Origin of the sequence: Mesorhizobium comanense (assembly GCF_005503535.1) — a bacterium.
GTDB lineage: Bacteria > Pseudomonadota > Alphaproteobacteria > Rhizobiales > Rhizobiaceae > Mesorhizobium > Mesorhizobium comanense.
Map to the genome: position 1 here is coordinate 425183 of NZ_SCNN01000002.1, position 12013 is coordinate 437195.

At 63.5% G+C, this 12013-nt stretch carries 16 protein-coding genes; 7 read left to right on the plus strand and 9 right to left on the minus strand.

Annotated elements, in window-relative coordinates; translation table 11 throughout:
- Nucleotides 1-7: 7 nt before the first annotated feature.
- Together FFS37_RS06480 and FFS37_RS06485 are read left to right on the plus strand one after the other, a co-directional pair.
- The gene (locus FFS37_RS06480) at nt 8-571 is read left to right on the plus strand and encodes a DUF192 domain-containing protein (RefSeq protein WP_137930103.1); all 564 of its coding nucleotides are present in this window, start codon (nt 8-10) and stop codon (nt 569-571) included.
- 20 nt (nt 572-591) lie between these two features.
- Nucleotides 592-1359, plus strand: a complete 768-nt coding sequence (locus tag FFS37_RS06485; protein WP_171026188.1) for an alpha/beta fold hydrolase — start codon at nt 592-594, stop codon at nt 1357-1359.
- A gap of 18 nt (nt 1360-1377) precedes the next feature.
- On the opposite strand, the gene speB is transcribed toward FFS37_RS06485, so the two are convergent.
- From speB to FFS37_RS06520, 7 genes are all read right to left on the minus strand, one after another.
- Complete coding sequence (gene speB, locus FFS37_RS06490; RefSeq protein ID WP_137930105.1) at nt 1378-2343, minus strand: agmatinase; 966 nt, start codon at nt 2341-2343, stop codon at nt 1378-1380.
- A 12-nt stretch (nt 2344-2355) separates the two neighbouring features.
- Nucleotides 2356-3126: a creatininase gene (locus FFS37_RS06495; RefSeq protein WP_137930106.1), complete on the minus strand. Its 771-nt coding sequence runs from the start codon at nt 3124-3126 to the stop codon at nt 2356-2358.
- A 12-nt stretch (nt 3127-3138) separates the two neighbouring features.
- The gene (locus FFS37_RS06500) at nt 3139-3846 is read right to left on the minus strand and encodes an SDR family NAD(P)-dependent oxidoreductase (protein WP_137930107.1); all 708 of its coding nucleotides are present in this window, start codon (nt 3844-3846) and stop codon (nt 3139-3141) included.
- Nucleotides 3840-4595, minus strand: coding sequence for an SDR family NAD(P)-dependent oxidoreductase (locus FFS37_RS06505; protein WP_137930108.1), 756 nt, complete (start codon nt 4593-4595; stop codon nt 3840-3842). Before FFS37_RS06505 ends, FFS37_RS06500 begins: the two co-directional genes overlap by 7 nt.
- Nucleotides 4592-5362: an ABC transporter ATP-binding protein gene (locus tag FFS37_RS06510; protein WP_232375587.1), complete on the minus strand. Its 771-nt coding sequence runs from the start codon at nt 5360-5362 to the stop codon at nt 4592-4594. Before FFS37_RS06510 ends, FFS37_RS06505 begins: the two co-directional genes overlap by 4 nt.
- Nucleotides 5363-5373: 11 nt before the next feature.
- Entirely contained in the window at nt 5374-6156 is a 783-nt protein-coding gene (locus FFS37_RS06515) for an ABC transporter permease (RefSeq protein WP_232375588.1), read from the minus strand.
- A gap of 104 nt (nt 6157-6260) precedes the next feature.
- Nucleotides 6261-7253: an ABC transporter substrate-binding protein gene (locus FFS37_RS06520; protein ID WP_137930110.1), complete on the minus strand. Its 993-nt coding sequence runs from the start codon at nt 7251-7253 to the stop codon at nt 6261-6263.
- Between the two features lie 110 nt (nt 7254-7363).
- On the opposite strand from FFS37_RS06520, the gene FFS37_RS06525 reads away from it, so the two are divergent.
- Nucleotides 7364-8275 (plus strand): LysR family transcriptional regulator, encoded by a 912-nt coding sequence (locus FFS37_RS06525; RefSeq protein WP_137930111.1) that lies wholly within the window; start codon nt 7364-7366, stop codon nt 8273-8275.
- A 16-nt stretch (nt 8276-8291) separates the two neighbouring features.
- On the opposite strand, the gene FFS37_RS06530 is transcribed toward FFS37_RS06525, so the two are convergent.
- Entirely contained in the window at nt 8292-8897 is a 606-nt protein-coding gene (locus FFS37_RS06530) for an HD domain-containing protein (RefSeq protein ID WP_137930112.1), read from the minus strand.
- 133 nt (nt 8898-9030) lie between these two features.
- Here FFS37_RS06530 and cysE point away from each other — a divergent pair, with 133 nt between their 5' ends.
- Together cysE and FFS37_RS06540 are read left to right on the plus strand one after the other, a co-directional pair.
- Entirely contained in the window at nt 9031-9879 is an 849-nt protein-coding gene (cysE, locus tag FFS37_RS06535) for a serine O-acetyltransferase (RefSeq protein ID WP_137930113.1), read from the plus strand.
- A gap of 143 nt (nt 9880-10022) precedes the next feature.
- A complete protein-coding gene (locus FFS37_RS06540) occupies nt 10023-10226 on the plus strand; it encodes a DUF3126 family protein (protein WP_137930114.1) in 204 nt (67 codons plus the stop codon).
- A gap of 44 nt (nt 10227-10270) precedes the next feature.
- Here the strand turns inward: FFS37_RS06540 and FFS37_RS06545 are convergent, their stop codons facing one another.
- Entirely contained in the window at nt 10271-11002 is a 732-nt protein-coding gene (locus FFS37_RS06545; RefSeq protein ID WP_137930115.1) for a hypothetical protein, read from the minus strand.
- Nucleotides 11003-11122: 120 nt separating this feature from the next.
- Between FFS37_RS06545 and FFS37_RS06550 the strand changes: the two genes are divergently transcribed.
- On the plus strand, nt 11123-11464 hold the full coding sequence (locus tag FFS37_RS06550) for a DUF6949 family protein (RefSeq protein ID WP_137930116.1): 342 nt from the start codon (nt 11123-11125) through the stop codon (nt 11462-11464).
- Nucleotides 11465-11483: 19 nt separating this feature from the next.
- Entirely contained in the window at nt 11484-12011 is a 528-nt protein-coding gene (locus FFS37_RS06555) for a gamma carbonic anhydrase family protein (protein ID WP_137930117.1), read from the plus strand.
- Nucleotides 12012-12013 lie beyond the last annotated feature (2 nt).

The window sequence follows — 12013 nt, forward strand, 5'->3', positions numbered from 1 at the left end:
ATTTCTCATGGTTCACAAAAACTGGCTGACGGCAGGCGTGATGTGCGCCGTTGCCGCTGTCATGGTCGCCGCAAGCGCCTTCTTCTATTTCCAGGTGCCAAGCGAGGCTGACAGCCGGGCGATGATCCTGCCCGTCGATCCCGCGCCGCTGGTCGCGGTGACAAAAAAGGGCGAACGCTCCTTTTCCATCGAAGTCGCGGACACCGAACCGGAGCGCGAGGCAGGCCTGATGTTTCGCGACGACATGGCCGCCAATCATGGCATGCTGTTCGTCTTCGAAGAGACGCGCGACGTCAATTTCTGGATGAAGAACACGCCAATGCCGCTGGACCTCATCTTTGTCGGCCAGGACGGCAGGATTCGCGCGATCAAGCAAGGCGAGCCGCAGTCCGAGGCGATCCTGTCGCCTGGCGAGCCGGTGCGCTTCGTGCTCGAGCTCAAGGCCGGCACGGCCGCCAGGGATGGCATCGCCGACGGCGACCTGCTGCGCCATCCCGTGATCGGCACCGCGTCCGGGCCAGGCATGCCGCCAGCGGACAAGGGTGATTCCCCGAACGTCGATTCCGACTGAGCGCCAGGGATCGTCCGCCAATGCAATTTTTCTCCCATGACGGGTTCGACCTTGCCTTCCTCGATCGCCAGCCATCGTCGGGTGTGGGCGATCCCGTGCTCATGATCCACGGCTTCGCTTCGAGCCATTACGTCAACTGGGTGTCGCCGGGCTGGTTCAAGACGCTCAACGAGGCCGGCTATCGCGCCATCGCCTTCGACAATCGCGGCCATGGCTCGTCGTCCAAGAGCTACGACGAGGCCGACTACACGCCTGCCAAGATGGCTTCGGATGCAGCAGCCTTGCTCGATCATCTCGGTATAGAGCGCGCCCATGTCATGGGCTATTCGATGGGTGCCCGCGTCGCGGCGTTTATGGCCCTGTCCAACCCCGACAAGGTGGCGACGCTGGTCTTCGGCGGTCTCGGCATCGGCATGATCGACGGTGTCGGCGATTGGGACCCGATCGCGGCGGCCCTGCTCGCGGAGGATCCGGCCGCGACCACGCATCCGCGCGGCCGCTCGTTCCGCGCCTTCGCCGACCAGACCCGCAGCGACCGGCGCGCGCTTGCTGCCTGCATCGCGACTTCGCGCGAACTGTTGAGCGAAGAAGACATCGCCCGCATCGCCCAGCCGACACTGATCGCGGTCGGCACCACCGACGACATTGGCGGTTCGCCGGACGAACTAGCGGCCCTGATGCCCAACGCCCGGGCGTTTCATATCGAGGGCCGCGACCATATGCTGGCGGTCGGCGACAAGACCTTCAAGCAGCGCGTGCTGGAATTTTACGCCGAATATCCGCTCTGATTCCGCCCCGGTTGGAGCTTATTTCCTTACTCTCGCCTCTTGCACCGACCTCGCCAGCACGCAGAGCAGCTCGAACATAATCGTTGCGCCCGCCAGTGCCGTCATGCCGCCGAGATCGAAGGGCGGCGCCACTTCGACGACATCGGCGCCGACAATATTCACGCCCTCGAGCAGCCGCACCATTTCCTGGGCCTCCCGGGTCGTGAAGCCGCCAAGCTCGGGCGTGCCTGTTCCCGGCGCCATTGACGGGTCGATGCAGTCGATGTCGAAGGTGATGTAGGTCGGCCCCGTCCCGGCAATGGCGCGCGCCTCCTCCATGACGCTTCCCGCGCCGCGCCTGACGAACTCTTCCATGTAGATGATGCGGATGCCCTGGGCGACCGCCCAATCGTGCTCGCCGGGCTCATAGATCGAGCCGCGGATGCCGATCTGGACGACCCGCCTGGGATCGAGCAGACCCTCTTCGATGGCGCGGCGGAATGGCGTGCCATGCGTATAGGGGTTGTCGCCGAAATAGCTGTCATTGGTGTCGGAATGGGCATCGAAATGGATCATGCCGACCGGGCGGTTCCTGGCCACGGCGCGCAACACCGGCAGCGTGGTCAGATGATCGCCGCCGGCGGCGAGCGGAATGGCGCCCGCCGCCACGATCGCAGCGATGCCGTCCTCGATGCGCTTCAACCCGTCCAGCAGGTTGATCGGGTTGACGGAGAGATCCCCGACGTCGGCGACGTTGGCGATGCTGAACGGTTCGATCCCCGAGACGTGGTGGGCGCGGCGCATCAGGCTCGACTGGTTGCGTATCTCGCGTGGGCCGTGCCGGGCGCCGGCGCGGTTGGTCGTGCCGCCATCCCAGGGAATGCCGACCAGCGCGATGTCGAGCCCCTCGGCGCTCGTCACCGCCGGCAGCCGCATGAAGGTCGACAACCCGGCAAAGCGGGGAACGGCCGAGGCGTCGATCGGCTGGAAGAAATTGCTGCTCATGATGTCTGAACCTCAGAGGAATTCGCGTTTGACGATTTCGGCTATCCGCGTTTCGCAGTCGTCGAGCAGCCATCGGCCCTTCTCGGCCGACGAGCCCTCGGTCAGCGACAGCACCCCGGAAGGCGGCACCTCCTCGGCTGGCCTGGGATAGCGGTCATAGGGCTTGAACTGCGCGGGGCCGTCATGCAGCGCCTTGCCGAGGTCGACCAGTTCCGGGCGCAGCGCCAGCATCATGGAAGTCTCGATCACGCTGGCATGCTCGAGTTCGATGCCCGGATAGCCGTCGGGAAACACTCTTGCCAGCGTCTCGGCGCGCACCGTCTCCCAATGGTCGATGCGCAGGATGGTCAGGTCGGTCGCCCGGTCGCGGCCAATGGCGTCGAGCGCCAGTTCGATGCCCTCGATTGCCGGGCCGATGTTCTCGTAGTGGCCGTTGAGGACGACGATGCGCCGAACTTTCTGGCGGTAGAGGTCGCAGATCACATCCTTCACGATCAGCGAGAATGTATGCGCCGTGATGTTGATCGTGCCTGGAAAAGCCGGGCCGCCGCCTGTGCGGGGTTGTGAACGGTTGCCATAGGCGACGGTTGGCGCAACGAGGCCGCCGACCTGGCGCGCCACCGTCTCGGCAATGGCGGTCGGGATGACCACATCGACGTTCATGGCCATGTGGTGACCATGCTGTTCCGTCGAGCCCAGCGGCAGGAAGACCGGAGCGCCAGCGGCGATCCGTCTCTCTGCTTCCGGCCACGGCAGTTCTGCGAGGAAAACGCTGTCTTTCATGATCATCTCTTCTCAAGCCATGGCCGCGCCACCATTGGCGCCCAGGCATTGTCCGGTGAAGAAGGTGGCGCCTCGGCCGGCCAGGAAGACCACCGCCGAGGCGATTTCTTCCGGCCGGCCGATCCGCCCCAACGGATGGGTGGTTTCCAGCGCGCGCTGGCTGTCGCTCAAGGCCTCGAAGCCGAGAAGCGGTGTATCGGTCGGGCCTGGCGCCACGGCGTTGACCAGTATTCGTGGCGCAAGCTCGCGCGCCCAGGAGCGGGTCAGCCCGAGCAGCGCCGCCTTGGTCGCGCAATAGACCGAGGCGTTGGCTCGGCCGAGATAGGCGAGCTCGGAGGCGATGTTGATGATGCGGCCGCCATCGGGAAGATGCGGCAGGACTTCGCGCGCCACCAGGATCGCGCCGCGCACATTGACTGCGAACATGCGGTCGACATGGTCGAGCGAGACGGCTTCGAGCGATGCTTCCTGCAGGATGCCGGCATTGTTGACGAGGATGTCATAGCCGCCGATGCGCTCGACCCCTTGCCTGACAGCCGCAACGATATCGGCCTCCTTGGCGAGGTCGCAGGCAAGGATCGGGATGTCACCCTCGGAAGCCTTCAGGTCGAGGCCGAGAACCGTGGCGCCGGCCTCGCGCAGGGCGAGCGCCGTCGCGCGGCCGATGCCGCTCGCCGCGCCGGTGACAAGAGCGCGTTTTCCATGCAGCGGGACTACCAAGGCACTTCTCCCCTGTCGGTGCCGAGCGATTGCCCGGTGATGTTGGCGGCAAGCTCCGATGCCAGGAACAGGTAGGTGCCGGCCATATCGGCTGGCTCCATCAGGCCGGGCAGGGCCTGTGCGCCGACGATGTTTTCCAGCAGCACCGCCTCGCTGATCTCATCCATTTGCGCCATTCGGCTGAGCGAGCGCATCGATGCCTCGGTGCGGACCCATCCGGGACAGACCGCGTTGACGCGGATGCCTCTTGGCCCGAGTTCCTTGGCCCAGGTCTTGGTCAGGCCGATAATGGCGTGCTTGGAGGCGACATAGGCGCCGAACCGGGCTTCCGCCACGCGCCCCCAGATCGATGCGGTGTTGATGATCGAAGCGCCAGCCTGCATGCGCGGCAGGGCGCGCGCGGTAACGAGTGCCGTGCCGATGACGTTGATCTCGACGATGCGCCTGAAAGCAGCTTCATTCTCGTCGCCATCGTCGGTGATCGGCGTCATCAGTTCGAGGCCGGCATTGTTGATGAGCACGTCGATGCGGGCGACCGGATCGAGAGCCGCCGAGACCCCCGCACGATCCGCGATGTCGGCCTGCGCGCCGGTGGCGCCCAGTTCCCGCGCCCGTTCGTGGACGGCGGCGTCGTTGGCGATGAGGTGAAGGCTGGCGCCGGCTTCAGCGAAACCGCGTGCAATGCCGAGCCCTATGCCGCGGCTGGCACCGGTGATCACGACGGTCTTTCCGGAGAAGGAGAGGTTCATACGACCACTCCGGTCTCATTGCGGATGAGGTGCAGCACCTTGTTGCGCAGTTCGAAGAACTTCTGCGTTTCGCGGATTTCCAGCGGCCGGTCGGGACCAAGCTCGGCCGCCACGTCGATATCGGCGACGACCGATGCCGGCCGGCGTGAGAACAGGATGATCCGGTCGGCCAGGAACACAGCCTCCTCGACGTCATGGGTGACGAAGATGACCGTCTTCTCCTCGCGGATCTGGATCTGCCGGAGTTCGACCTGCAGGCGCTCGCGGGTCAGCGCGTCGAGCGCGCCGAAAGGCTCGTCCATCAACAGCACATCCGAGCCGGCGGCCAGTGTGCGCGCGATGGCCACGCGCTGGCGCATGCCGCCGGAAATGCGGTTCGGATAGGAGCCGGCGAAGTCGGCGAGGCCAAAGAGATCGAGATAGTGGCCGATGCGTTCCGCTTTCTGCGCGGCGTCGAGGTCCTTCCTGTAGCGCATGCCGAAGGCGATGTTCTTCTCCACCGTCAGCCAGGGAAAGGACGAATAGGACTGGAAAACCATACCGCGCCGGCGATCCGGCCTGACGACCTTCTCGCCGCCAAGCAGGATCGAGCCGGAACTTGGTTCGTCGAGGCCGCCGACCATGCGCATCAGGGTGGTCTTGCCGCAGCCCGATGGACCGAGGAAGACGACCAGCGAATTGCGGTCGAGGCCAAGGCTGGTCTTGCGCACGACATTGACGGGGCCGAAGGATTTCGCCGTGTCGACGAATTGGACGTAATTGGTCATTGCCATGCTCCTCACAGATACCGGAACAGCCGGCGGTGAAGCAGGCGAAGCAATTGGTCGGTGACGAGGCCGATCAGCCCGATGACGACGACGCCGGCCATGACCTCCGGCGTCTTGACGAAGCGTCGCGCCGTCCAGATGACGTAGCCGATGCCGGAATCGGCGGCGACGATCTCGGCGATGATCAGGTAGGTCCAGCACCAGCCGAGTGTGATCCTGAGATTGTCGAGCAGCGTCGGTCCCATCCAGCGAAGGGCGACATCGGTCATCACCTGTCTGGAATTGGCGCCGACGGTGCGGGCGACCTCGACGAACTCCTGCGGCACGCGCCGCATGTCGTCGGCAACCAGCAGGACAAGCTGGAAGAACGTACCCAGCCAGAGCAGGAAGATCTTGGTCTCCTCGCCGACGCCGAACCAGATGATGGACAGCGGCACGAGCGCGGGAACCGGCAAGTAGCGGATGAAGTCGATTATCGGCTCCAGGGCTGCGCCGACGATGCGGTAGCTGCTCATCATGATGCCTATCGGGATCGCCATGATGGCGGCGAGCAGGAAGGCAATCCAGACGCGGGCGGTCGAGACGGCGACGTGCCAGATCAGGTTCTGCTCGGTCAGCATGGTCCACAAGGCAACGACGACGCGGCTCGGCGAGGGCAGGAATTGCGGCGCGATGATGCCCGCGCGTGCCGCCAGTTCCCAAAGGGCGACGACCAGCACGGCCGCGGCGACGCTGACGGCGAACTCCACCATCGGCGACGCACGGCCGCGAAAAACAAACAGGCTGCTGAACAAATGACTATCCCTGACGATCTAAGGAGGCTCGGTGACCGACGGCTGACGTTACTGGCATGGCACGGCAGCCGGGGTTGCCATGCCATGCCCCTCTAGCATCTGCGCTATTTCGCGGGGATCTTGTTGATCGCCGAATTGTCGATCTGGTCGGCCGCCACCAGCTTGTTGTCGGCGGCGCCATTCTCCAGGTTGAGCTCCATCACGGTATCGAAGATGCCGTGCAGCGTGCCTTTTTCACCCGGCTTGCCCATATAGGCCTGCGATTCGGCGAGCGTCGTGTAGGACAGGCTGGAGTTGACGATGTCGGTCACTTCCGCCGGCGTCAGGCCGAAATGCTTGGAGGCCATGTCGGCGAACTTCGCCGGCTCGGCCTTGATGAAGTCCACGGCCTCATAGATGCAGCCGAGGAACCGGGCGTATTTGTCGGGGTTGGCCTTGAAGTCGTCATTGCGGGCAATGATGGCATCGATGATGATGCCACGATGGTCCTTGGACGAGATCAGCATGCGGGCGCCGGGACGGGTCGAAGCTTTCAGCGCCTGCGACATGAACGGCTCGTAGGTCGCGATCGCGGCAATGGAGGGATCGACGAAAACCGCGCCCGTGTCGGCTGTGGCGATGTCCTTGATCTGCAGGTCCTTCAGCGACAGGCCGGCCTGCTTGAGTTCCATCTGCAGCAGCAGCCGTGAGGGAATGTTCGGCTCGGCCGCGACGACCTTGCCCTTGAGATCGGCGACCGACTTGATGTTGTCGTCGGTGATGACGCCGTCGCCGCCGACGGATTCATCGATCGTGCCGATGATGATGCCGGGCGTGGAGGCGTCGCGCGGGCGGCCCTGATATTCGCCGACGGAGCGCATCTGCATCTCGATGTCGCCGCGCGCCATGGCCGCCATCACATTGGTGAGGTCGTCCTCGAACTTGATGCTGACGTCGAGCCCCTTGGCGGTGAAGCAGCCGAGATCGCTGGCGATGTGGACCGGTGCGAAACCCAGCCATGTCGGCGCAAGGATGCGGATCTGGTCGGCGCTGAGGGCAAGCTGCGAACTGGCAAGCACGAGGGCCGCGGACAGCGCGGAGGCGAGTAACGATTTCATGATTGTTCCCCAATTTGTTTTGCACAGGCTCGCCATTTCAGACATTGATGTAAATGAGTTTATTTAGAACGATACATCGAATAATATCGATGTGTCGGCGAGGGGACGGCATGCGCCGGCTGGACAATATCGATATCCGCCTGCTGCGCGTTTTCGTGGCGCTGGCCGATTCAGGCGGCTTCGCCGCCGCGCAGATGACGCTGAACCTTTCGCAGCCGACGCTCAGCACGCATCTGGCGGAACTGGAAAAGCGCATCGGCGCCCAACTCTGCCACCGCGGACGAAAGCAGTTCCGGCTGACCGAGGTCGGGCAGGCGACCTACGATGCGGCGCAGAGACTGTTTCGCGACCTCGACGATTTCGGACACCGTATCAACGCGGCCAGCGGTAGCCTGTCCGGCCGCTTGCGGGTCGGCACATCGGATGGGGTGTTCACCAGCAGCGAGTTGGGCATCCAGCATGCGCTCGGCCGCTTCATGGGGCCGGATTCAGAAGTTTTCATCGACCTTTCGGTCGGTACGCCGTCCGAACTGGAACAGCAGGTCGCCGATGGCGGCCGCGACATCGTCATCGGGCCGCTGTCGCAGAAGGCGCCCGGCGTCGTCTACCGGGATTATTGCGGCGAACCGCATCTTCTCTATTGCGGACGCCGGCACCCGCTGTTTTCGGTCCCCGACGCCAGGATTGACCAGGGCGCGATCGACGCGGCGCGCTTCTCGGTACGCAGCTACCGGCATTTCGACGATCTCTATCTGGTCGGCCATCCCAGGGCGAGCGCGTCGGTCGTGCATATGGAAGCGCAGTTGATGCTGATCCTGTCCGGCAATTTCATCGGCTTCCTGCCATGTCATTTCGCCGATCCGTGGGTGGCGGCGGGCGATATGCGGGCGATCAAGCCGAGGGCCTACGCCTTCAGTTCGATCCATCGGGTCGCCTATCGCAAGACCGACGCACAGCGCTCGCTTGTCCAGGCGTTTCTCGCGGCGCTGTTCGATCAGGAACCCGCCACGGCTTTCGCTTAGGCTAGGCAGCTATCGATTACTCCGGCCCTTGCAAGGCGGCCAGTGAGCGCGCGATGTTGAGCCTGGCTTGCGGCTCGAAGCGCCGGCGGAATTCCTCCGTGTGGAAGATGCGGGGGCGCTCGAGGAAACTCTTCAGAACCGCGCCACGGCCCGCGCGCCACATCGGCTCCTCCACCCAGCCATACTCGCGGCGGACCGCGCGCTCGTAAGCATCGAACGCATCCGGTGCGGCTCCGAGGATCGACAAATCCATGTCGAGAAACAGGCCGGCGTCCCGCATGGCGGCTTCGCCGTCGAGCTGCGGCAGTTGGTGCGTGGCGGTCGCCAGGATCATCATGCCGATGCGGCTCAGGCGATCGGTTGCGGCTCGCCCGGCCAACAGTCTCTCGGCAAGGGCGGCGCTTTGCCGCTCATTGTCCTTGGCCTTGCTGTCATAGATGGCGTCGTGGAACCAGATCGCGGCTTCCACGGCTTCGGGATCCTGCAGCAACGCGCGATAATCGCCAGCCAACGCCAGCATTGCCTCGATATGCGCTAGGTTGTGGTAATGGCGGTCCTCGGCGCGGTAGAGCGCTGAAAGCTCGGTCATGAGGGGCTGGTCGATCAAGGGTTCGTTTGCCATCGCTGCTTGAATTCCCGCGAACCAAATCCATTTGACAAAGCACTAAGGAAAATTGAGTTCAATCGTGCTATGATCTGGCTTATATGTGCGGCCAGACAGCTGGCAAGCCGGCAGGACGCAGGACAAGACGTCGATGAACAGCATCAGCATTTCCCGCCACAGCGCGTTGCAGCCGGTCGATCCGATCTGGCGTTCGATCCGTGACGAAGCGATGGAAGCGGTCAATCGCGACCCGTTGCTGGCCGCGTTCCTCTATTCGACGATCCTCAACCAGGAGAGCCTGGAAGAGGCCGTCATCCACCGGATCGCCGAACGGCTTGCGCATCAGGATATCGGTTCCGATCTGATCCGCCAGACTTTCAAGTCGATGCTGGCCGACGACAAGGATTGGCCGACCACCGTGCGCGTCGACATCCAGGCCTATTATGACCGCGATCCGGCCTGCGACCGGTTCATCATGCCGGTTCTCTATTTCAAGGGTTTTCATGCCATCCAGACCCATCGGCTGGCGCATTGGCTGTGGGACCAGGGCCGCAAGGACTTCGCACTCTATCTGCAAAGCCGCTCGTCCTCGGTCTTCCAGACCGACATCAATCCGGCCGCGCGCATCGGCAAGGGTATCTTCATCGACCACGCGACCGGCCTCGTCGTCGGCGAGACCGCGGTCATCGAAGATGACGTGTCGATCCTGCACGGTGTCACGCTGGGCGGTACCGGCAAGGCCGGCGGCGACCGTCATCCCAAGATTCGCCATGGCGTGCTGATCGGCGCCGGCGCCAAGATCCTGGGCAACATCGAGATCGGTCATTGCTCCAAGATCGCTGCCGGCTCGGTGGTGCTGTCACCCGTGCCGCACAACAAGACGGTTGCCGGCGTACCGGCCCGTGTCGTCGGCGAGACAGGCTGCGACCAGCCTTCGCGCCAGATGGACCAGCTTCTGCCATCGCAGAAGATGGACCACGTGGTCAGCTTCGATATCTGATTTTTCGCACCGGCTGGCCCGGCGGGGATTGCCCGCTCGTGCGGCCACTTCCGGTGCAATACGGCCGGCTTGCCTTTACATCGCCATTGTCGACGTGCCAGAAGCGCCGTTCAAATCAGCAAGCCGATAATCGGAGAAGACCGTTGAAGCCGGACGAAATCAGAAAGCTGGACGCCTATTTCAAGCGCGTCTTCCAGAACCCCAAGCTTGTGGTCAAGGCACGGCCGCGCAAGGAAGATTCGGCCGAAGTCTATGTCGGCGAGGAATTCCTCGGCATCGTCTTCAAGGACGAGGACGACGGCGATTACAATTTCTCGATGGCGATCCTCGACATCGATCTGGGCTGAGCCCGCGATCCGGGGTCAGGCTGCGTCCACGCGGCCGGCCTCAGTCAATGCATGGTCTTCAGGATTCGCCCCGCCTCGGCGGTGATTGCCGCGTCAAGCGCCGGCCAATTGTCCAGGAATTCTTTCGGGAAGCGATAGGTAAGGCTGAGGTCGTCGCCGACCTGGATGTCCCGCTCGCAGGGCGCCAGCGATTCACCCGCGCTCTGTCCGCTCAGGCAGCGGGCCACGAAGGGGTCCTTGCCGGGACGCTTGCCGACAACCAGCACCTCGTTCAGATAGCCTGATTTCTCATCGAAACCATAGACCGTCGTGCCGCCCGGTCCGGGAATGCCGGGCTGGACGATCAGCGCGCTGTAGATCGGCGCGAAGCGGCCGCTCATGTCGCGCGACATCATCTGCTGTTCAAAGGACAGGAAGATGATGTTTCTGTTCGATCCGGAATGGTTGAAATCGTCGCGCGCGGCTTCGCTGTAGCCGTCCATCTGGGGATAGCGCAGATAAAGATCGAGGCGAGAGGCAATGCCGTCGCGCCGGGCCTGTTGGAAACGGATGAAATTGGCCGGCACTGCAATGACATTCTTGCCGATCACCACCTGGCGCAGCGTTGTGTCGTCGGAATATCCGGCCATTGCAATGGAGCGGCCGAACCATTTGCCGCCGAGGCTGATTGCGATCGACAGCAGGGCCAGCGCCGCGAAGGCATAGAAAACCCGCCGCATCAGCATGGAATCGACCACGGTGAGTTCAGGGCCGTCGGCAATCGCTGCCTGCTTCATCTCCGTCCCCATCCCAGCCAGTCATCGCGATGATGTCCCTCTACGGCACACATCACCCGGCATGGCTCTTGCAGCCTTCCTGAAACGACTGTGCGATTTCATGGTAAATGGAGGGTTAATGTGGCCGGTGTGGAGCTCTTTCTGTTTGCTTTTGTCGTCGGGCTGACGGTTTGCGGTGTGACCGGCTCGACGATGGAGCTGATGTCGGGCCGCAAGGTCGCCTTTGCCGAGCCTTATGTTTCGGCCTCGCATGTGCTGCGGTCGCTGGCGGCCACCGCCTGTGCCGGACTTTTCATGCTGGTCAACGATGCGCTCGATGCCCGGCATGAGCGCCGTATTTCGACAGTGGCGCTGCTGTCATGCGGCTGCACGGCGATGGCCTGGGCGCTGGCGCTCGGCATTGTCGTGCTTGCCATTGCTTCATGGTCGATCGGTCTCCTAGGGTCCGGCATTCCAGCCTGAGACGATTCGGAGACCGACAATGCCGCTTTATGCGATCGATGGAACGGAGCCCAGCTTCGAGGATGCGGGTTCAAACTGGATCGCGCCCGACGCGACGCTGATCGGCGACGTCAGGATCGGCCGCGATGCCGGCTTCTGGTTCGGCGTCGTCATTCGCGGCGACAACGAGCCCGTCGTCATCGGCGCCGATACCAATGTGCAGGAACATACCGTCATGCACACCGACCCCGGCTTTCCGCTGACCATCGGTGAAGGCTGCACGATCGGCCATCGCGCCTTGCTGCATGGCTGCACCATCGGTGACAACAGCCTCATCGGCATGGGCGCCATCGTGCTCAATGGCGCCAGGATCGGCAGGAATTCTCTGGTCGGCGCTGGTGCGCTGGTCACCGAAGGCAAGGAATTCCCCGACAATTCGCTGATCGTCGGCTCGCCGGCGAAAGTGATCAGGACGCTGGACGAGGCCGCGGCCGCAAGGCTGCGCGCCTCGGCCGCGCACTATGTCGCCAACGGCAAGCGCTTCAAGGCGGCGCTGAAGAAGATTTGAGG

Coding starts and splice junctions, on each gene's coding strand:
- FFS37_RS06480 (WP_137930103.1), top strand. CDS start 8: ATGGTTCACAAAAACTGGCTGACGGCAGGCGTGATGTGCGCCGTTGCC.
- FFS37_RS06485 (WP_171026188.1), top strand. CDS start 592: ATGCAATTTTTCTCCCATGACGGGTTCGACCTTGCCTTCCTCGATCGC.
- speB (WP_137930105.1), bottom strand. CDS start 2,343: ATGAGCAGCAATTTCTTCCAGCCGATCGACGCCTCGGCCGTTCCCCGC.
- FFS37_RS06495 (WP_137930106.1), bottom strand. CDS start 3,126: ATGAAAGACAGCGTTTTCCTCGCAGAACTGCCGTGGCCGGAAGCAGAG.
- FFS37_RS06505 (WP_137930108.1), bottom strand. CDS start 4,595: ATGAACCTCTCCTTCTCCGGAAAGACCGTCGTGATCACCGGTGCCAGC.
- FFS37_RS06510 (WP_232375587.1), bottom strand. CDS start 5,362: ATGACCAATTACGTCCAATTCGTCGACACGGCGAAATCCTTCGGCCCC.
- FFS37_RS06520 (WP_137930110.1), bottom strand. CDS start 7,253: ATGAAATCGTTACTCGCCTCCGCGCTGTCCGCGGCCCTCGTGCTTGCC.
- FFS37_RS06525 (WP_137930111.1), top strand. CDS start 7,364: ATGCGCCGGCTGGACAATATCGATATCCGCCTGCTGCGCGTTTTCGTG.
- FFS37_RS06530 (WP_137930112.1), bottom strand. CDS start 8,897: ATGGCAAACGAACCCTTGATCGACCAGCCCCTCATGACCGAGCTTTCA.
- cysE (WP_137930113.1), top strand. CDS start 9,031: ATGAACAGCATCAGCATTTCCCGCCACAGCGCGTTGCAGCCGGTCGAT.
- FFS37_RS06545 (WP_137930115.1), bottom strand. CDS start 11,002: ATGAAGCAGGCAGCGATTGCCGACGGCCCTGAACTCACCGTGGTCGAT.
- FFS37_RS06555 (WP_137930117.1), top strand. CDS start 11,484: ATGCCGCTTTATGCGATCGATGGAACGGAGCCCAGCTTCGAGGATGCG.